At 64.0% G+C, this 20,556-nt stretch carries 17 protein-coding genes; 8 read left to right on the top strand and 9 right to left on the bottom strand.

Features of this window, described 5'->3' with window-relative positions:
* Positions 1–21: 21 nt before the first annotated feature.
* The gene (locus tag E2E30_RS05605; protein WP_240699049.1) at positions 22–1,542 is read left to right on the top strand and encodes a putative bifunctional diguanylate cyclase/phosphodiesterase; all 1,521 of its coding nucleotides are present in this window, start codon (positions 22–24) and stop codon (positions 1,540–1,542) included.
* Between the two features lie 240 nt (positions 1,543–1,782).
* Here the strand turns inward: E2E30_RS05605 and E2E30_RS05600 are convergent, their stop codons facing one another.
* The 6 genes from E2E30_RS05600 to E2E30_RS20710 form a co-directional block, all read right to left on the bottom strand.
* Positions 1,783–2,160, bottom strand: coding sequence for a hypothetical protein (locus E2E30_RS05600; RefSeq protein ID WP_133188006.1), 378 nt, complete (start codon positions 2,158–2,160; stop codon positions 1,783–1,785).
* Positions 2,135–2,746: a hypothetical protein gene (locus E2E30_RS05595; protein WP_133188004.1), complete on the bottom strand. Its 612-nt coding sequence runs from the start codon at positions 2,744–2,746 to the stop codon at positions 2,135–2,137. The genes E2E30_RS05600 and E2E30_RS05595 overlap by 26 nt, the downstream gene beginning before the upstream one ends.
* 139 nt (positions 2,747–2,885) lie before the next feature.
* Positions 2,886–3,926, bottom strand: a complete 1,041-nt coding sequence (locus tag E2E30_RS05590; RefSeq protein WP_133188002.1) for a DUF2332 domain-containing protein — start codon at positions 3,924–3,926, stop codon at positions 2,886–2,888.
* 52 nt (positions 3,927–3,978) lie between these two features.
* A complete protein-coding gene (locus E2E30_RS05585; protein WP_133188000.1) occupies positions 3,979–5,829 on the bottom strand; it encodes a methyl-accepting chemotaxis protein in 1,851 nt (616 codons plus the stop codon).
* 120 nt (positions 5,830–5,949) lie between these two features.
* On the bottom strand, positions 5,950–8,463 hold the full coding sequence (locus E2E30_RS05580) for a TonB-dependent receptor domain-containing protein (protein WP_335925465.1): 2,514 nt from the start codon (positions 8,461–8,463) through the stop codon (positions 5,950–5,952).
* Between the two features lie 320 nt (positions 8,464–8,783).
* Positions 8,784–8,945: a hypothetical protein gene (locus tag E2E30_RS20710; protein ID WP_165954467.1), complete on the bottom strand. Its 162-nt coding sequence runs from the start codon at positions 8,943–8,945 to the stop codon at positions 8,784–8,786.
* Between the two features lie 145 nt (positions 8,946–9,090).
* Here E2E30_RS20710 and E2E30_RS05575 point away from each other — a divergent pair, with 145 nt between their 5' ends.
* Positions 9,091–11,550 (top strand): TonB-dependent receptor, encoded by a 2,460-nt coding sequence (locus E2E30_RS05575; protein WP_133187998.1) that lies wholly within the window; start codon positions 9,091–9,093, stop codon positions 11,548–11,550.
* Between the two features lie 216 nt (positions 11,551–11,766).
* On the opposite strand, the gene E2E30_RS05570 is transcribed toward E2E30_RS05575, so the two are convergent.
* Positions 11,767–12,351 carry a cysteine hydrolase family protein gene (locus E2E30_RS05570; RefSeq protein ID WP_133187996.1) on the bottom strand — a complete coding sequence of 195 codons (585 nt, stop codon included), beginning with the start codon at positions 12,349–12,351 and terminating at the stop codon, positions 11,767–11,769.
* 76 nt (positions 12,352–12,427) lie between these two features.
* Between E2E30_RS05570 and E2E30_RS05565 the strand changes: the two genes are divergently transcribed.
* The 5 genes from E2E30_RS05565 to E2E30_RS05545 all read left to right on the top strand — a co-directional run bounded on the left by E2E30_RS05565 (position 12,428) and on the right by E2E30_RS05545 (position 17,531).
* Positions 12,428–13,168: an NUDIX hydrolase gene (locus tag E2E30_RS05565; protein ID WP_133187994.1), complete on the top strand. Its 741-nt coding sequence runs from the start codon at positions 12,428–12,430 to the stop codon at positions 13,166–13,168.
* On the top strand, positions 13,165–14,469 hold the full coding sequence (pncB, locus tag E2E30_RS05560; protein WP_133187992.1) for a nicotinate phosphoribosyltransferase: 1,305 nt from the start codon (positions 13,165–13,167) through the stop codon (positions 14,467–14,469). Before E2E30_RS05565 ends, pncB begins: the two co-directional genes overlap by 4 nt.
* 299 nt (positions 14,470–14,768) lie before the next feature.
* Positions 14,769–16,262 (top strand): L,D-transpeptidase family protein, encoded by a 1,494-nt coding sequence (locus E2E30_RS05555; RefSeq protein WP_133187990.1) that lies wholly within the window; start codon positions 14,769–14,771, stop codon positions 16,260–16,262.
* 13 nt (positions 16,263–16,275) lie between these two features.
* A complete protein-coding gene (locus tag E2E30_RS05550; RefSeq protein ID WP_133187988.1) occupies positions 16,276–16,626 on the top strand; it encodes a hypothetical protein in 351 nt (116 codons plus the stop codon).
* 152 nt (positions 16,627–16,778) lie between these two features.
* Positions 16,779–17,531 (top strand): 3'-5' exonuclease, encoded by a 753-nt coding sequence (locus E2E30_RS05545; RefSeq protein WP_133187986.1) that lies wholly within the window; start codon positions 16,779–16,781, stop codon positions 17,529–17,531.
* Positions 17,532–17,614: 83 nt separating this feature from the next.
* Here the strand turns inward: E2E30_RS05545 and E2E30_RS05540 are convergent, their stop codons facing one another.
* Together E2E30_RS05540 and E2E30_RS05535 are read right to left on the bottom strand one after the other, a co-directional pair.
* Entirely contained in the window at positions 17,615–18,511 is an 897-nt protein-coding gene (locus tag E2E30_RS05540; RefSeq protein ID WP_240699048.1) for a serine hydrolase, read from the bottom strand.
* A 369-nt stretch (positions 18,512–18,880) separates the two neighbouring features.
* Positions 18,881–19,288 carry a nuclear transport factor 2 family protein gene (locus tag E2E30_RS05535; RefSeq protein WP_133187984.1) on the bottom strand — a complete coding sequence of 136 codons (408 nt, stop codon included), beginning with the start codon at positions 19,286–19,288 and terminating at the stop codon, positions 18,881–18,883.
* A 113-nt stretch (positions 19,289–19,401) separates the two neighbouring features.
* Here E2E30_RS05535 and E2E30_RS05530 point away from each other — a divergent pair, with 113 nt between their 5' ends.
* Positions 19,402–20,529, top strand: a complete 1,128-nt coding sequence (locus tag E2E30_RS05530; protein ID WP_133187982.1) for a cobalamin-independent methionine synthase II family protein — start codon at positions 19,402–19,404, stop codon at positions 20,527–20,529.
* The last annotated feature ends 27 nt before the right edge of the window (positions 20,530–20,556 follow it).

Genomic DNA, 20,556 nt, shown 5'->3' with positions numbered 1-20,556 from the left:
TCCGGCCACGTACCGGGTACCTTGACTGGTAGCTTCGTCAGTTCGCTGCTGCCCGGCCTCGATGTCTCCAGCCTGCCGGAGCGCGAGGAGCGGGAGCTGAACCTTATCGGCGTCGACGGACTGGAAATCCCGGTCCGCGTCCTGCGGCGTGTGGTAGCCGTCGGACACAAGATCCAGACCGTGATCGCGGTCCGGGATCAACGCGAGCGCCTGAAGACCGAAGCCAAGCTGCAGCTGCTCGCGTTTAGCGATCCCTTGACCGGCCTTGCCAACCGTACCCGGTTTTTCGATCTTCTCGCCGTCCACACAGCGTCGCGGCGCGAGCGCGATCAGGGCGGAGCCGTGCTGATGCTCAATCTTGATCGCTTCAAAGCAGTCAATGATGCGCTGGGCCACGCCGCGGGCGACATCGTGCTGCGGATGGTCGCCGACCGCCTGCAATCGACCCTGCGCGCGGACGATGTGCTGGCTCGCCTGGGGGGCGACGAATTCGCGATTTTGCAGATCAACGCCGAGGAGGCCAATGCAGCAGCCGCGTTGGCCGCGCGCATCGTCAAGATCGTCGCGGCAAACCCCTTCCTGCTCGATGGGCAACCACTTCATCTCGGCGCCAGTATCGGGATCGCGATCGCCCCGGACGACGGCGACGATCCCGCGGAGTTGATGCACAACGCAGATCTCGCCCTGCACGCCGCCAAGGCAGACGGCAGGGGTACCGTCCACCGTTACGATGTCTCGCTCGACGCGAAGATGCGGGAGCGTCGCGCGATCGAGACCGGGTTGCGGCGCGCGCTAAATGAACGGCAGCTCGAACTGCATTACCAGCCGTTGGCGGACGCCACGAGCGGCCGCATTCGGTCGGTCGAGGCGCTCGTGCGCTGGAACCACCCGGACCGTGGCCTGGTGCTCCCGTTCGACTTCATCGGCATCGCCGAGGAGACAGGTCTCATCGTGCCGCTGGGGAATTGGGTCTTGAACACGGCGTGTGCGGAGGCCGCGACATGGCCGGATGAGATCGGCGTCGCGGTCAATCTGTCACCTGCCCAATTTCGCGAGCGCTCGCTTGTTCCCTTGGTCGTCGCAGCGCTGCATTCCGCCGGGCTCTCGCCTGAACGCCTCGAGCTGGAGATTACCGAGAGCGTCTTGCTGTCCGAAGAAGACGGGACGCTCGAGACGTTGAACGAGCTCAGAGCCCTCGGCGTGCACGTCTCCATCGATGATTTTGGGACCGGGTATTCGTCGCTGAGCTATCTGCGGAAATTCCCCTTCGACCGGATCAAGATCGACCAGTCTTTCGTGCGCCAATTGCCGTATGACGCGGAGAGCGCGGCGATCGTTCGGGCGATCATCACGATGGCCAAGTGCCTCGGCATGTCGACGACGGTCGAAGGGGTCGAGACGGCAGAACAGTTTGATTTCTCGGTTGCGGCTGGCTGCGACACGATCCAGGGCTACATCATCAGCCGCCCCCTCGATCGAGCAGGTCTGGCGACGCTTTTTGCGACGATGCGCAACGCTCCCCACCCGTTGGTGATCGCCTGATTCGCCATTTCTGAAACCAAACGTCGACGATTCTTCGAAGCGATCGAATATGCGACGCTCGTACCGGTCGACTGGTCCGCCCATCATTGGCTGCTGGAGCCGCCGGCGATATCCCGCCCGCCGACGCCGACGAGCACTCTTATGCGACAGCCGGCACCAACGCTGGGGCGGCAAAACGCACACCCCAGCACCTGCGCGAAATGGGGCGCGGTTCACGTCGACACCGGAACCCGCTTCCGGTTACGCCGCCAAAGCTTGCGGGGCGGATACCGTATCTTGGGCGACCGTGATCCGTACCGTCACCTGCCAGCTTCGCTTGGATGGCTTCAGCGGACCAAGGCGTATGACGCGCCGGGTTGCCGCAAGCACGGTGTCGGAGCGCTGTCGCATCCCCGATCGACCGCGCTGCAGCAGATGGAGCGCGCGCCAGCAGACGACCACGCAGCCGACACTTGCGGCGTCTGCCACGCCGGTGGTGGTTTGCCGCACCCGATCCAGCGCGGCCGAGATGCGCGAGCGATGCTGGAATACCGCCAGATCGACATTGCGCCACGCGACTTGAAAGCCGTCGGGAACGCACTTCCACTGTGCGTCAGGCGCCGTCGATGATCGAATCATGTCGCGGCAGCATCGGCTGCATCGCGTAAACCGGAAGCCCTGGTTCTCGAGCGATGTGCTTGCGACGACGTGGCCCGACAGAGCGCAAAGAAATTTCATGGCCGTTTCCTTTGGGATTGCTGGCAGCAGCCAGGTCGAGATGAAGCGTGGCGAGCAGGCGCAACTCGTCGTGTTGGCCCGACAGGATCTGTTCCAGATCCCAGATTTCGAAACTGTCGCCCATGCCCACGACAAGCGCGCGATGCGCTTCTTTGTGGCGCGGATTCAGCCACGGCGCGATGGCGATCTGCCCCTTACCGTTGAGCCACGCGGGTGCAGCGAACCCGAGATCGCGCCGCAAATCGGCGAGCTGGTCCGTCTGAGAGATCCCGCCCTCGGCAATGCGGCGGCGCTGGAAACGTCCCACGCGCCCCTCGATGCCGCTTTCATCATCGACGACGAGATGATCCGCTGTCGCGTGCAGGCAGACGAAGAGAGCATCGTTCGCTTTGCGGGACGTTATGGTGATGCAGAATGATACCGGAAGCGTAACATTTCCCTGCGCACTGATGTCGCATATCGCACTGCCCACGAACAACCGACTCATATAATTCCTCCCAATCTGATGAATTAATTAACCATAAAATTTACTTTTCCTGAATATTGTAGAATTACTGTCGGTATAAAATATATTCGGGAGCGATACTCGATTTGATCTGCCCCTCGAGGGCACACGAGCTGGCGCTTCACGTCCGCCAGTCGATCCACTCGCCATAAGCATGACACGTCGCCAACAGGCGCGTCTGACCACCCGGCCAGCACGTCAGGCACAGGTGCACTTCGTCGCGCAGCGGCGCCCATTCAAAACTGATCCACGCCAAAGGCCTGTCGACGCTGGCCCGCGCACCGGCCTGGCTGATCGTGCTCGTGACGAGATGTCGGTCCCGTTCGGTAAGATATTGCAACACCATCGAATGAAAGATCACACGACACTGCCCGGCGGCGTGCTCGTCCTCCAGCCGCGCGGCCAGCCAGGGCACGGCATTGGCTTGGTCGATATGCGGCGGATGGCGCAGCGCCAGCGCCAGCGCGGATTTCAGCCGCTGCGCGCGATGCGGCTGGTCGGCCCACACATAGGACAGCAACCGATCCCGCGTGCCCGGATCGCTCGTCTTGAGCGGATTGAGATCCACACCGCGTGCCGTGACGACTTCGATCGGCGCCCAAGGCGGGTCCCCGCCCGACCATGTCGGCGCAATCTGGACCGAGCAGCCGCCGGCTCCGGCCGAAATGCCCCCGAGCCGGTAGGCATAATGGCCGAGGTTGAGATTGAGGCCGCAACTCGAGCCGATCTCGAGCAATTCGAACGGCAGGCCGAATTGCTGTCGCACCACCATGAGCGCCGCGGCGATCGCGGCGGATCGCCCGACTTCGTTGGTCTGGGGCGTGTCCAGCATCGACGTCGCGATGACATCGTCCGAGGCCGCCATCGCAGCGCCGATAGACCCGTCAAAATCGTCATGCTGCTGGGTATAAAGCGCGCTGAGCGCCGGCTGTCGGCCGGCCCGGGCGATCGCATGGAGCGCGGCGTTGAACCGCATCGCCACCGCGTCGCGACCGCAGTCGCCGGGCCAGTGGCGGATCAGCGCCGCCGTGCGCGGTGCGCGGGCCAACTGGCGCTCGCCGGCTTCGAGCACCGCCGCCACGAACGGCGACCCCAAGGTGCGGGCAACCTCGGCATACCGCCACAACGGCCCGCGTTCGGGCGATGACGCACTGCTGTTCATATCGGTTCCCTGGCGGCGCCACGGTGGGCGAAGGCGTGACGCGAGACCGAGATCAGAAGGACTGCCAATCGTCCGCCCCGGCCGCGGGACGGACCAACTTGGCCACCGCCGCCGCCGGCAGCTGCTTCAGCGGTCCGTCGAAGCGCGCCCGACTAGAGTGTTTGACAGCGCTCGCCGCATTGCTGCCGACATTGAAACGCGCCGCGTGCTCGGACAGGCCATTGACTTCGGTGGCGAGGTTGCGCGCCGCAGCCGATGTCTCCTCGACCATCGCCGCATTTTGCTGCGTCGCGTGGTCCATCGTCGAGATCGCCGCGCTGATTTGCGTAATCGCACTGGACTGCGCCTGGTTGTCGGTCGCGATTGCACCGAGCAGCTGGTTCACGTCGCTCACGCCCGTCGTAATGTCGGCCAGCGCGGCATCGACTTTATGCACGGCCTCGACCGCGGTGACGATGTCGGTCTGGGTGGCGCTCAACTGATCGCGCGCGCGACCGGCTTCCTCCTCGGCGCGCATCGCCAAGGCCGAGACGAGATCGGCGACGACGGCGAAACCGCGGCCAGCGTCCCCCGCCCGCCCGGCCTCGACCGCGGCGTTCATCGCCAGCACACGCGTCTGGAACGCGATCTTGTCGAGCCCCTCGATCACGCTGTCGATCCCCTTGGCGCTCTCGGAGACCCGGCTCATCGCCTGCACCGCGTGATCGGCGGTGGAGCGACCGTCGGCCACGCTGGCCATCGTGCCGTTCGCGCGTTCGGCGGTGCGGTTGGCGGCCTCGGCGGTATTCTTCAGGCGGCCGTCCATCTGGATGACGGCAGCCGACGTTTCTTCGAGGTTCGCAGCGTTGCTTTCGGTCCGGCGGGCAAGATCCTCCGATGCCTGCGCGATCTCGACAGACCCGGTGCGGATTGAGCTGGTCGATTCCCGCACCGAGGAGATCAGTTCGCGCAACGCGATCACCGCCGCGTTGAAATTGGTTTTCACCGCAGCATACGTGCTCGGGAAGTCGCGCGTGATCTCGGCGGTGAGATTACCCTCTGCGACCTCCGACAAGTGCGCAGAGACGGTGTCGACCACCATCTGCTGTTCCGCCTCGGCGCGCGCGGCGTCCCGGTCGGCGGCTTCCTTGGCGACCGCTGCATCGCGAAACACGAGCACGGCCCGCGCCATGTCGCCCAATTCGTCGCTCCGGTCGAGATCGGGGACCGCAAGATCGTTCTTGCCCGCGGCGAGATCCGCCATCGTCTTGGTCAGCCGCGATACCGGCTGCGCAATCAATCGGCTGAGCACGAAAGCGAGCGCGACGGCGATCGCGATCAACGCGATTCCGCCAATCACCAGCACGGTCACGGCAGACGAAATTGCGCTCTGCTGGCTGGCGGAATTCTTCTCGATCAGCGCGGCTTCCGCATCGCGAATATCGCGCAACGGCAGAACGGCGGCGGTCGTCAGCACCGCTTTGCCCGCTGCACGAACGTAAGCCTCGGCACGCTCACGCTGGCCTGCCTTGACGAGCGCGATCAGACGGTCACCCCAGGCCTTGCGCCAGTCGAGCGTCGCCGCGCGCGATTTGAGCAGCGCGGCACGCAGCGCCGGTTCGGTCAGCAGCGTTTCAAGCTCGCCCGACGCAGCGTCGTAATCGCTCTGCCCTTCCGTATAGGATTTGAGGTAGGTCGGATCGGCTGTGACGAGAAAACCGCGCAACTGGCTGTTCTGGCGCAGCACCGAAGTTTCGAGCGTCAACGTCTTGGCATGAATATTCTGGCTGAGATTGTTGCCGTCGGACGCGTTCCGGATTGCCGTGATGTTTGTGAAGAACACCCCCATCATCGCTGCTGCCGAGATACAGACGATCAAAAACGAGAGCGCCAGCTTTCTCGGGATCTTCATGGATTTGAACATCTAAGGACTTTCTGTGGGAAGTGGACCAGCCGATCGGGAAACAGCGCCGCCGCCGTTGACGCCGGCGTCCGTCGTGCAAGCAGGGCAGCCGCGACGCGCTGCGCCGCGGTTGCCAGCAGATCAGAAGGCCATGCTAAGGGCGGCCGAAATGGTCCGGCCATTGGTCGAGCGAGCCGATCCGATGCCGTTCACGGGCACCGACCCCTGCGTGACTTCGATCAAGCCGATCTTGTCGAACATGTTGTTGACGTTCACCATCACCTGCACACGCTCGGTCGGCCGCACCTGTAGGAACGTATTGACCACGGTATAGGCGGGCATCACGAGCTGATTGGTATCCTGGGTAAAGCTCTTGGTATTCCCGACCAGGTTGAAGCCGACCGTAAAGCGCTTGGTTTCGAACTGAGGCGTCGCCTGAAAGATGAAGTTGGGCTGGTGACGGGGGATATTGCCGTTCACAGTGGCCACCAGATAATCCTTGACGATCTGGGCATGCGTGTAGGTCGTGCCCGCTGCAATGCTGAACGGCCCGCGACGGAAGCTTGCTTCTGCTTCCACACCATAAGCGCGATAGTCGCGGAGCACCTGAAGGCCGGTACCCGCCTGGACATTGTGGTCGGTCGTGTCGGCAAGGAAGCCGGTCACGTTGATGTTCAGGCCCGCTTTGCGGAACTTCACGCCGATTTCGCTCTGCTTGACGGTGTCGTAGCCATCGCTCGAATTCGGCATGCTGCCGTCGACGGCGCTGACTGCCGCGGTGAACAGGATCTTGTCGGCATTGGCGCGCGCGCCGCGGCTGTAGCGCGCCCAGACGGCGAGCGGGTCGGAGACGCGGAAGTTAACACCGGTCGAATAGCTCAGATAATTATAGTTGTAATGGACCGGGGCCGGCCGCGTGAGCGGGAGGAACCCGGTCTTGCCTTCGGCGACTGAAATCTTGCCGTCGCCGTTGAAGTCGAACGACGTGAGACCGGTGCGACCACCGCCAAGCCCAAAGCCGAAGATGTTGCCGCGAACCTTGCCCATATCGTAGCGCAGGCTGCCGCCGATCGCGAGCTTGCCGATGTGATAGTTCAACGAGCCATACGGCGCGGTGATGTCATAATCGACGTCGAAGCTGCGGCGATAGGTGTCGCCCACGGCGCTCAGGTTATAGGATACGAAGCCGTCCTGGGTGACTGGCACGCCCGCTGCGGTGGTGACGTTGATCAACGCCGCATCGCCGCCGCCGACAACCTCCTGGAGGATGTTGGTGTAGAGCCAGTCGGTCTTGATCGTCTGCAACGCCTTGTAAACGCCGCCCGTCACCGTGAAATCACCCTTGCCCAGCTTCCAGCTCCGGTTCGCGCGGAAATCGTTGGTGAAGTTGTTGAGCGAATTGACGTCGATCTGCGGCATGTACAGCTGCTGCAGCAAGCCGTTGCCGTTGAGCGCCGCCGGGTTCGTGATGATCTGGCCGGCCTTTGGACCCGTTGCGTAGCTCAGCGTCGAGCCGGCGCCGCCGATCGACGTTGCGATATCAGCGGCGGTTCCGACCGCTGCAGGCTGGACGCGGAGTGCGCTTCCCGAGACGTTCGAATAGCGGAGTCGATTGCTGATCGACCAGCCAGCCACGTCGAACTGCGCTTCGAAGCCGATCGACTTTGCCATGGCATGCAAGCCGTTGCTCACCGGATCGTGGATCGGCTGGTTATTGCCGTCCAGCGAGATCAGGCTCGCATTGTACCGCGACAACGTCGCATCCTTGCGCACGTCGAAATTGGCGAAGTTCTCGTAGTTCGGCTTGTCGTTGGTACCGGTGATCTTGATGGGCACTGGCATATACTGTGGCGAGCGATCGTCGAGATACTTGCCGTAGAGACGGATGAAGCCGTTTGCGAATTGCTTGGTCACGTTGAACTTGATCTGACCGCCCTTGTAGCCGTCAAACCCGATCGCACGGGGTCCTTCGCCGACGCGGTAGAAACCACCGAAGTGGAAGCGCACGGTGTCGGTCAGCTTCGCGCCATAGTCGAAATCGACGCGATGCGCACCGTAATCCAGGCCCGTGCTCAACTGAACCGCGCCGCCTTCGACCTCGCCCGTCTTGGAGATCAGATTGATGACGCCGCCGGGCGAGTTTGATGCGAAGGTTGATGCGGAGCCGCCGCGGATCGCCTCGACCGCCGCGAGATTGAAGTCGGCACGGATGAAGATGTCCGAAGACACGTTGAAGACGTCGCCGAACTCGAGGACCGGCAGGCCGTCTTCCTCGAGCTGCAAATACTTCGAGCCGCCAGACGCCAGCGGCAAGCCGCGGATCGTGTAGTTGGAATTGCCCTCGCCGGTCGATGCTTCGGTGCGGATGCCGGGAATGTTGCGCAGGATCTCAGCGAGCGAGCGCGCGCCCAGCTTTTGGATGTCGTCTGCGCGCAGTGCGCTTGTCGACGTTGCGCTGTCGAGGCGGTCGCGGCCCTTGGCCACGCCAGTGGAGAAGACTTCCTTGTCGGCGGCCTTGTCCAGCGAAGCTTCGGCGACCGCCGTCTCGGCGGCTGACGAAGCTTTGGCATTCGCGGGCAACGGCGCCGCATAGGCAACAGCAGGAAGCATCAGCGCCAGCGGCGCGACGGTGAACAGCAGGCGATTGTGCTTCAACGTAATATCCATTCGAAGGGCAAGCGCCCGCTGAACCCGCATTTGACGGCAGATTCGGACGCGTTTTTGATGTGGCTCAACAATGTTCGAAGACGTCCGGCACGCCTGGGAGTGCTCGTCTTTGCATTGTAGAGCGCACGGCTCGCTCGCGGCTTTTTTGCGCGGCTTTTTCGCGATTTTTCTCTAGGCGGTGCATCGTGTGCTCGCCGGGCCGCACCAGCGAGCGTGCGCAACCGGCAGGATGCCCGCCTTTCCTCCAGCAGTAGCCAGCGACCGACCATTGGTGTCGCGCAGGACCGTCGGTGACGCGACGAGCGGGTTTAACCCCGTCGGTTGCTCCTCGAGTTCTCGATGGCCCGGCGCCGCGCCGCATCGGACACCTCCAGAGCAAAAAGTCTGGCGGTCCACGCGTCATAGGTCACGCTCGCTTCGGCGTTCTCCGGGATGCCGATCCGCGCTTCCGAAAACGGCTTCCGCTTCATCTGTCCGCACCTGCTGCGGGGTCGGACTCCCGCTCCGAATGGATAAGAAGCGGGGTCACGTCACCCGCGAGATGGGGAAACCACAAATATATCCCGCCACCACAACGCACTGGCGGATGACCCTCCTAGAATAAGGATATGCACAGTGCGGGTGGTGAAACTCGTGCGGGTAAATCAGGGTATTTTCATGACGCGATTCTTTAATTCGGTCTGCCATCTTGCGATCGTGGCTTCCGGCTTTGCAAGTGTACAGGCGCATGCCGAAGCGCAGGCCTCGAAAATCTTTGCAGCTCCGGTCAAGCTTGCTGCAACCGAGCCTGGGGTTGTGGATGACGGACCTGGGGGACTGATGGTCGCCGCGCAAAAACGGTCCGAGCCGCTGGAAAAGGTGCCGGTCGCGATCACCGTCGTCCACAGTGATGCGATGACACGACTGTCAACCAACACCATCCAGGATACACAAAAGCTCATCGCGGCGTTGACGTACGTCAAGAGTGCTACCAGCCTCAATTCCGCATTGTTTCTGCGCGGGCTTGGTACGGCCAGCGGTTCGATTGCCGTCGAACCGAGTGTGACCACCGTGGTCGACGGCGTCGTACTTGCGCGTGCCGGTGAAAGCTTCGGCGATCTGTATGACTTGGACCGGATCGAGGTCCTGCGTGGGCCACAGGGTACGCTGTTCGGCAAGAATGCGTCTGCTGGAGCGCTCAACATCGTCACCAGGGAGCCCGGCAAGACGTTTGGTGGCTATGGCGAGGTAGGCGCATTCGAGGGCGGAGAATATAAGACAAAGGCCAGCATCGGTGGCCCGATCGGCGACACTTGGCGCGCCGGTGTCAGCGGGTTCTACAGCGACTATAAAGGCAATATCTCGGACAAGACCCTCGGCGGAAAGATCAATGGCTACGCCCATTATGGCGCGCGTGCGATGGTGATCGGCGATGTCACGGAGAAGCTGCACGTCAAGCTGATCGCCGACTATCGCCGGGCCGACGACGATTGCTGCGGGTTCGTCATCGGCGCGCTCAACCCCACCCCATCGGACTCCCAGGCGGCGCTGCAAAGCATTCTAGCCCCTGCACTCGGCGGCGCTACCCGGCAAAGCGTTCAGATGACGCCCAACCGGACCATGGAGGTGACCTATGGCGCCTCTCTGCAGGCCGATCTGACCGTTGGCGCGCATACCCTGACGTCGATCACGTCGGCGCGCCAGTGGAACAACACGGAAGTCCGCAACGGCGATTGGGTCGACCAGCTTTACCTCAACGTGCCGCTGATCCGCGATCTGGGTCCGCAACGCTCGAAGACGTTCACGCAGGAACTGCGCCTCACCTCGCCCACTGGTGGCTTCGTCGATTACGTGGTCGGCGCATTCTATTACCAGGCGTTGGCAGACCGCACCTACACGCGCTCCAACACGTATTGCACCGCTACGACGGCCCTGAAGCAGGCGAACGGCCTCACCCCGTGTCCGACCGATCAGTCGACGATCCTCAACCCTGTCGGGGTCGCTGCATTCGGCTCGAAGTTCTACAACGCAGCCGGATACGGGCAGGCGAACTGGCATTTCACCCCGCGGTTTCACGCTGTCACGGGCCTGCGCTACACGTACGACAAGGTCGAAGCCTATCATACGCGTACCAACAACTATAGCGGCAATACATTTCCTGGTGTCGGCGTCCCGGCCGGGATCGGCAGCAATTTCGATGCCAATGTCGCCACCGGTGGGGTGTTCAACGGCACGCCGTGGACTGGCAAGACCAGTGCCAAGAATCTCTCGGGCAAGGCGGCGCTGCAATATTACGTGACGCCTGGCAATATGCTCTACGGAAGTTTCGGGCTTGGCTACAAGGGCCCCGCGTTCAATACCTTTTTCAACATGAGCGCCGGCAATACCGCGCCGATCGCGCCAGAAACCTCAAAGGCGTACGAGCTGGGGCTGAAGAGCAACTTCAATAACGGGCGACTCATCTTTTATGTCGATGGATTTTACACCAAGGTCAAAAACTACCAGGCAAATTACCCGACCCTATTCAATGGTGCGGTTATCTCCACGATCATCAATGCCGGCGATGTCTCGACGCGCGGAGCAGAGGTCGGACTGCTGTACCGGCCAAATCGCCAACTGACCATCAGCGGCGGGTACAGCTATACCGACGCCAAGGTGGACCAGTTTCTCGTGCCGCCGGCAGCGCAGGCAGCCAACACCATCACCTCCGGTACGCCACTGGCCTTTGCCCCGAAGAACAAGGGGAATTTCGGGGCAACCTATACCGCGCTGCCCAGGAATCTGCCGTTCGCGCTGGAATTCAGCGGGCTGGTGTCTTACACCGACAGCCAGGTTTCGAGCTTGTCGCCGAGAAATACCCCTGCCCAGATGGTGGCATTCGAGAACCTCACGCTCAGGGCCCACACCCAAGTCGATATCACCTTGGCGGCGGTTGATCTGGCCAAGCGCTATCGCCTCGGGCTCGTCGTCACCAACTTGCTCAACGCCCACTATGCCTCGACCGTCACTGCCGGCGGGCCGGGCGGTTCGTACCTGTATCAGATCGCGCGCGATTCCGATCGCTACTTGGGAGTTATTCTGCGCCGCAATTTCTGATCGAGCGCGTGGCTTGGCCCCCGTACATTCTGGGAATACAGAGTGCGGCACGCTTTCGTAGACCGGTTGCGCGCGGGTTTCCCGCGCGCGATCCGGGGGGCAAATGCACGCGATATCTGACCGATGTGCGCAAGCTCGGCCTTGCTTTTGGCGATCGATGCTGACGACGCCAGCGGCCTCGCCGGATTGCTCGCCTCAGTCCCCTAACCGCGAACCCTACCGAACTTGCGGTCGCCGAACGGTATTGGCAAAATCCTCCGCGATAACGGCCTCGATTTGACGATCTATCCCACGGGTCAGGTTGGCTGGCACGGTGCACGCGAAACCGCGGTCGACCAAGCCGTTCAGCGCCCAACGCACGCAATAATCGGCAGCCACGCCGATCACCGTGACGCGCGTGGTGCCGGCTGCTTTCAAAGCCGCGAAGAAGCGATCGCGTTGGATGGCCGCCCCATCGTTCGGCACGATCATCAGGTCATCCTCTGCCCACATGTCGAACACGCCCTTCTCCAGCCGATACTGCGGGATCGCGGGGTCGATCAGGCTCGCATCGATCATGTTGGCCCAGCCCGGCGTGTCGCGGATGCAGTGGATCGGGAACAGTGCCGCTTCGGCGGTCGCCGGATAGGTATCGGCATAGTGCGTATCGAAGGTGAACAGCACCCCGGCGGTCTCAGCAGGATCGAGCGTGGCAAGCCACGCGTGCATCGGCGCGACGAGCGCCTCGGCACCGGGCACGGGCAGCGCGCCATCGGGGCGCATGAAATCGACCTGTGTATCCACGACGATCACGAATTGCATATCGGGCTCCCAATACTGCACTTTACATATATTCTCATGGCATATAAGTAAAGCGCGATCAGCATATAAGGCCGCGATGACCAGCTCCGATCCCTCGCCCGATTACGATCCGACGCAATATGATCGGCCATCGGTCACGGTCGATCTGGTGCTGCTCGGGCTCGCCGGCGGCGAACTCTCGGTACTGCTGAAACGCCGCACGGCCGCGCCGCAAGAAGGGCGCTGGGCGTTGCCCGGTGGGTTCGTGCGGATCGACGAAACGCTCGAGGCAGCGGCGAACCGCGTCTTGCGCGAAAAGATCGGGCTTACCGGCGTGTCGCTGGAGCAGCTCTACACGTTCGGCGCGATCGACCGTGATCCGCGCATGCGGATCATCAGCGTCGCGTATATGGCGCTGTTCGATGCAGCGAGCTTCGCTCGGGGGATGGCCTCGGGCAAGAACCTCGGCACGGCGAGTTTCGCCGCGGACGGCCGGATGCGCGATGCTGCCGGCACTCCCCTGCCCCTCGCCTTCGACCACGCGACGATTCTGGGCGTCGCGCGCGAGCGGCTGCGCGGCAAGATCGACTATTCGGATATCGGCTTCGGCTTGTTGCCCGAGCGGTTCACGCTGCGGCAGTTACAGGATGTCCACGAGGCGATCCTGTCGGTCCGGCTCAACAAGCCCGCGTTTCGCCGGCGCATGCTCGACCGCGGCTGGCTGGTGCCGACCGGCGAGCGCGAGCCCGACGCCTCGCATCGGCCCGCCGAACTCTTTCGTTACCGCGGCGCGCCGCCGACACCGACGGCGCCCGCAAGAGCTGGGAGGCACGCATGACCTTCACCGACATCGCGACGCGCACATACGACCATAGCTGGCGGCTCGATCCGATCGTGCGCAGCCTGCTCGACACCGATTTCTACAAGCTGCTGATGGTGCAGATGATCCGCCGCCAGCACCCCGATGTCGACGTGACCTTCGCGCTGATCAATCGCAGCCGCGTCGTTCGCTTGGCCGATGCGATCGACGCGCACGAACTGCGCGCCCAGCTCGATCACGCGCGCACGCTGCGCTTCTCCAAGAAGGAACTGATCTGGCTGGCGGGCAACAGCTTCTACGGCGAAGCGCGGATCTTCGCGCCCGACTTCATCGCCTGGCTCGGCGATTTCCGGCTGCCGGAATATGAATTGCGCACGGTCGACGGGCAGTTCGAGCTGCATTTCTCCGGGCCGTGGACGCACGCGACGATGTGGGAGATTCCGGCGCTCGCAATCATCAACGAACTGCGCTCGCGCGCTGCGATGCGCGACAAGGGCCGCTTCGCGCTCGACGTGCTCTACGCGCGTGCCAAGGCACGGCTGTGGAACAAGGTCGAGCGGCTGCAGCAGCTCCCCGATCTCGTGCTTTCCGATTTCGGCACACGCCGGCGGCACGGCTTTCTGTGGCAACGCTGGTGCGTCGACGCGCTCAAGGAAGGGTTGGGCAGTCGCTTCGTCGGCACCTCGAACGTACTGCTGGCGATGGATGCCGATCTCGAGGCGATCGGCACCAACGCGCACGAGCTGCCGATGGTCGCCGCAGCGCTCGCGAGCGACGATGCGGAACTCGCCCGCGCGCCCTATCGCGTGCTGGAGGAATGGCAGGCAAGCTATGGCGGCAACCTGCTGATCGCGCTGCCCGACGCGTTCGGCACCACCGCCTTCCTCGCCAATGCGCCCGACTGGGTCGCCGACTGGACCGGTTTCCGCCCGGACAGCGCGCCGCCGATCGCGGGCGGCGAGCAAATCATCGCCTGGTGGCAGCAGCACGGCCGCGATCCGCGCGAGAAACTGCTGATCTTTTCGGATGGCATGGACATCGACATGATCGAAGCGACCTATCGCCATTTCCACGGCCGCGTCCGCACCAGCTTCGGCTGGGGCACCAACCTGACCAACGATTTTCGCGGCTGCGATCCGGACGGTGACGCGGCGCTCGCGCCGATTTCGCTGGTCTGCAAGGTGGTCAGCGCGAACGGCCGGCCAGCGGTCAAGCTCTCCGACAATCCGGCCAAGGCGACCGGCGATCCGGCGGAGATCGCGCGCTATCTGCGCGTGTTCGGCGCCGCCGGCCGGACCGAAACCGCGGTGCACGTCTGACCCTTCCCCATGTGCCAGGGCAGGACGATCCGATACCCACCCAGACCCAGGCCGCGATCGACGGGAAGGTCTGGCCGCATTTCACAGCGTGCGTCGCACAAAGAGCGGCGTGTGCGCGCAGACCAAAAGCACGGCGCTGACCGAACGTCATCCAACCGCCGTACGGGCGCAGCGAATGCGCCCCGTGGGGGATCCGACGCATCAGACCGTTGCATTGCAAGCGACGTATCGGGCCTCGAGAACGCGAAGACGCCAGATAACCGATGCAGTCGCCGACAACGCCGTGTAGGACAGCGCGCATGACACAGACGCATCGCCAAACCCGTACTCTGAACCGCCGTAAGTCGAGCACGACGCGCTACCTCGCTCTGTCGGCGTTACTCGTTGCAGCGCCCGCCATGGCACAGGATGCGCGCCCGAGCACCGATCTGCCGATGTCGTCGCCGGTCGTGCAGCCAGCGCCCTCCACGCCGCTGCCGCAACTCAGTCCGGCTCAAGCGAGTACCCTTGCGGCTCTGCTTCAGAAAGACATCGTTGCGCAGGGTCTCGCCGATTCACAATCGATCGACCCGGTCGACAACGACCGTCTTGTCCGCGCCGCGCTGGATCATGCCCATGCCGTTCATGCCGGCCGCCTTGCGGAAGCCGATTTCGATCAGAATTGGGCGATGCGGCCTGCCGTCTATGACCCGCTACCGGCCTTCAAGAATGCGGTCGAGCACGATCGTCTGGCCGCATGGATCGCTTCGCTGCCGCCGCCCTATGCAGGCTACGATGCACTGGTCGCTGCGCTTGCGCGGTACCGGACGATCGCGGCGGCGGGTGGCTGGGAGCCGCTGAGCGCAGGCGCCGATCTGACGCTCGGCAACACCGGCCCGCGCGTCGCCGCGCTGCGTAAGCGGCTGGCGCTCGAAGATCCGCAAGTGACGTCGTCGGAGGACCGCTTCGACGCCGCGCTGCTCGACGCGGTCCGTCGCGCGCAACGGCGCTACGGGCTCAATCCGACGGGTATCGTCGCCGCACAGACGCTCACCGCGCTCAACGTGCCCGTCGATGCGCGGCTTCGCCAGATCAAGGCGAACATGGAGCGCTGGCGCTGGTTGCCCGCAGAACTCGCCAAGAACCGCGTCCAAGTGAATATCGCCGCGGCGGTGCTGACGCTGTTCGACGGCGACGCCCCGGTCATGTCGATGAAGGCAGTGACCGGGCGCCCCGGGGCCGAGACGCCGATGCTGACCTCGCAGATCCACAGCATCGTGCTCAACCCGCCGTGGAACGTGCCGTCGACGATCGCGGGGCGCGAACTGTGGCCCAAGGAGAAGGCCCACCCCGGCTATCTGGCGCAGCACGGCTTCCGAGTGATCGACACCGGCGATGGCGGCAAGCGGCTCCAGCAATCCTCGGACCATAGCGCGCTGGGGAAGTACAAGTTCGATTTTGCCAACCCGTTCGCCGTCTACCTGCACGACACGCCCGCCCAGGCGGGTTTCGCGCGCTTCGACCGCTTGGCCAGCCATGGGTGCGTCCGTCTCGAAAAGCCCGGCGACCTTGCCAAGCGACTGCTCGAGGGCACGCCCGAATGGCCGGCGGACACGATCGATGCGACGGTCACCGCGGGCAAGACGGTGCGCGCAAAACTGGCGGCACCCGTTGCGGTGTATCTGCTGTACTGGACGGCGTTTGCGAACGCGGACGGGCAGGTCGGTTTCCGGAACGACCCCTATGGCTGGGACGGGACGCTGGCGACCAAGATTGCGGCACGGTCCGCGCGCCAGGCGATTGCGGCGCGCTGAGGAGATGACACCAATGACCCACAAATTCCCCCTCGCGCTTACGGCAATCCTGTTGATCGCCGGTCTCGGCGCGTGTTCGCAATCGACCGAGGCGCCGACGCGCGACGAGCAGTCCACCGAGACGCCCGCAGAACCGGCCGACGAAGCGACACCGACGGCACCCGAGACGCGCGCGCCCGAGCCCGAACCTACCCCGACCGCCGCCACCAACCTGACGGCCGCGCTGCCGGAAAAGGCCCCCGCAGCGGCGGCGCCGGACGAACAGTTGATGGACGACGCCTCGGCCACGGGTATGACGGCACGCACGACGCGCAGCGATCAGACGAACCAGGCTGCTCCGGCTGAGCAGACCCCGAACGACTAGAGCAGAGGGCTATGTAGCGGCGAGCCGGTTGCGGACAGTTTCCGACTTCAGCCTGGCGAGCCGCGCATCAGATGCGCGGCCAACTCAACGCGACCCTCAGACGTGGATGCCGCGGTGATTGGATGACGCGGTGATGCCCCTATATTCCAATCATGTCTCTTCGCGTGCGCGTCATCGATCTGGAAACCACTGGCTCGCGTCCCCCGGCGCACGGCGTGTGCGAAATCGGCTGGCAAGACGTCGCGCTTGGGGCTGACGGGCAATGGTCCGTGACAAACGAACGCGGCGCTAGCTTCGTCAATCCCGGGCGGCCGATCCCTCCGGTGACGATGGCGGTGCACCACATCGTCGACGCGGATGTCGCCGCTGCGGGGTATTGGCAGGACGTCGCGCCCGCCATTCTGAAGCCCGAAGGCGGCGTCGTCGCGCTGGCCGCGCATCGTGCGACTTTCGAACAGCGATTTTGCACCCCGCACGTGTCGGGCGGCGCGCGGTGGATCTGCACCTGGAAGTGTGCGCTGCGGCTATGGCCGGGATCGCCGAGCTTCTCCAATCAAGTCCTGCGATACTGGCGGATGCCGCACGGGCTGGTCCGCGAGATTGGCTTGCCGGTCCACCGCGCGTTGCCCGATGCCTATGTGAGCGCGCATCACCTTCGCGACATGCTGAATGCGGCCTCGATCGAACAGTTGCTTGCCTGGAGCGCCGAGCCGGGGCTTCTGCCGCGGGTCGTCGCCGGGCCCGAGCGTGGGCGTGCCTGGAGCGACCTCTCGGCCGATGCGCTCGAACAGTTCGCACGCGATCGAGACGAAGACGTCCGGTTCACCGCGCAGACCGAAGTGCGTCGCCGGGGAGGATACAGCCAGCCCGAGCCCGACCGCCCTGTGCAAGGCAAGCTATTCTGACGCCGCTACGCGTTGAAGTTCAATGCTCCCAGCGCTGTTTACCCGACAGCTGAAGGAGGAAGAGCCCAATCGAGGGGCGCTGCTCACCGCATCCGCAGGAAGTACGACAGCGCGGTGCGTGCGCTATCCGCGAAGCGATCATAGATGACGCGGGCGACAGCAGCGATGACAGGCTGGCGATCGCGTCCTCCGCGAGCGAACACGGCGACGGCCACGCGGTGGCCATCGGGCATGGTAATGAACCCCACGTCATTCGTGACACCGTCGAGCGTACCCGTCTTGTCCTCCACCGGAGTACCAGCGGGCAGCATCGCGCGGATGCGGCGCGTGCCCGTCTCGCAGCGCCGCATCAACTCGAACAGAAACGCGCGGCTTTGCGCCGTCAACACCGCGCCACTGTCGAGCTTGTGCAACAGCGCGACCATGGCGACCGGCGTGGCGACATCCTTGATGTCGGCCAGGTGACCACGCTCTCGAAGCAGCTGGTCGATCGTCCGGTCGACCCGGATGCCGATGATGTTCTGCGACGAGAGCCACTGCTGGACGGCAGCCGGACCACCGACCGCGGCCAGCAGCTGGTCCGCCGCTTGATTGTTACTGCGCACGATCATCAGTTCCAGGACTTTCGCGGCGGGCCGGCCGACAATCATGTCGCTGAGGCTGCGTCGGCCCTGATCGATCTCGGCGAGATAGGTGGCTGCGATGGCGAGCTTGACCGTGCTCGCCATCGGAAACGGCGTGTCACCGTTGATGGCAACGATCGAACCGTCGCGAAGGTCGAGTGCCGCAATGCCATATTCCCCCGGCTTTGCCGCGACCAGCATGCTCAACTGGCGCTCGAGCCCGATAAGCTCAGGCGAGCTGGCGGCTGCAGGGGCCGGAACGAGAAGGCTTGCGGCGAGCCCGGAACACAGCAGGTGGGAAAGCGGAAATACGCGCATCGATCGTCCTTGAACCTTGGCCTTGAAAGGCGGGCTCATGCTGAACTGGGAAAACTCTGTCCCATCCTATTGCATGTCGGCGACGAGCGGCCAACCACTGCGTGCACGTTACGCGGCGCGAGGCTTGGCGTCACCGACGCCGCGATGCTCAGCGCGCTGTGGAACGAAAGAGCGACAGCGTGGTCCAGCTCGGCGTCACGCTCCCGCCCGTCATGCGTGACGAACTTCCTGTGCCACTCGCACCGGGCGTGCGCGAGTTCGAGAGGCGGCGCACGGTGACCGATCGTGCCGGTATGCAGATCGTGTCGAGCGATGCGTCCGAGGCGGTAATCGCGATCGGCAGCGGCCAGTACCGCTTCTCCACCGCCTGGGGGCGCGACCAGATCGGCCCAGCGCCCGGACATCGCTTCAGGCGAAGGTCAGCGATCCGCGACGTTCGGCGAAACGCCACCCCTCGCCCGCCACCCGGACGAAACGATCGGTGAAACCGCCGACCAGCGGCGGCGCGTCGGGCGCGGTAAACAGAAGCATCGTGCTCGTCGCGGTGGCGGTGTCGCGATCGATCACCGCGACGACGATCGTCCCCGTCAGATGTCGCGTGACGCGAGCCGGACGCGCCTCGAACGCGGCAAGGATCGCGGAACGCCCGATGACCGGCGCATCGGGCGCGGTCGGGCGAGTCATGCTGCCATCCTCGGCGTAGAGCGCGGCGACATCGGCCCATCGTGCTGCATCGTTGAGCGCCGCGTACAGATTGATCAATCGCGCGCAATCCGCCTCGATCTCACGGCGTTCGGTTGCCGAAACCATGGTCATGACAGCATCTCTCCAATCCCGGCATCCGCGCCCATTTCGTAAGTTCGCATATACGATCTGTACATCAATGCGAAACGCAATCATGGTCGCCCGAACGCATGAGAGGAAGCTTTATGGCGATCGCCACCACCCATGTCGGCAGCTTGCCGCGTGGCCCCGAACTCACCCCCCTCCTCCTCGCCCGCGATCGTGGTGAGCCGTATGACGCCGATGCGTTCGACCACGTCGTGCAGACCGCAGTCGATGCGGCGGTCGCGGCACAAGTCGCGGCGGGGGTAACGATCGTGAGCGACGGCAAGCTCGGCAAGGTCGGCTATTCGACCTACATGATCGAGCGGCTGTCGGGTTTTGGCGGGCATAGCGAACGCATGTCGGCGCTCGACCTCGCGCCGCTGCCCGAGCTTCGCAGCAAACTCGCGCACATCATGGGCTCGCAGGACTTCACGCGCGCATCGTGCATCGGCGAAGTCAAATTGGTGAACCTGCAGCCGGTCGAGGACGACATCCGCCGCTTCCGCACCGCGCTCGATCGCCACGGCGAGGGCACGCGCGCCTTCATGAATGCGGCGTCGCCCGGGCTGATCACCGCGTTCCAGAAGAACGCCTTTTATCCGAGCCACGAGGCCTATCTCGCCGATCTGGTGAGCGCGATGCAGCCCGAATATGCAGCGATCGTCGATGCCGGGTTCGAGCTCCAGCTCGATTGCCCCGATCTCGCAATGTCGCGCCACACCGGCTATCAGGAAATGGACGAAGCGCAGTTTCTCGCGACGATCGAGGCCAATGTCGAGGCGCTCAACGCCGCGACTGCCGACATCGCGCCCGAGAAGATGCGGATGCACGTCTGCTGGGGCAATTACGAAGGCCCGCACGATCACGACATCCCGCTCGAGCGGATCATCGATATCGTGCTCAAGGCGCGCCCGGCGACGATCCTGTTCGAGGCGGCCAATCCGCGCCACGAGCATGAATGGATCGTCTGGCGCGACGCGGCGCTGCCCGATCACAAGATCCTGGCGCCAGGCTTTATCGACACTTGCTCCAACTATCTCGAGACCCCCGAGCTGATCGCCCAGCGGATCGAGCGCTTCGCCGCGATCGTCGGCGCGGACCGCGTCGTTGCGAGCACCGATTGCGGCTTCGGGACGTTTGCCGGGTATGGCAAGATCGATCCCGCCGTCACCTGGGCAAAGCTGCGTAATCTGCGCGCCGGCGCGGATCTGGCGGCCGTGCGGTTGTGAGGTGGCAGGCTGCGGCGGACGAGCTAT

This window comes from Sphingomonas sp. AAP5 (assembly GCF_004354345.1).
Lineage (GTDB): Bacteria > Pseudomonadota > Alphaproteobacteria > Sphingomonadales > Sphingomonadaceae > Sphingomonas > Sphingomonas glacialis.
Note: the sequence above shows the minus strand (reverse complement) of the source record. Positions and strands in the feature narration are given on the sequence as shown.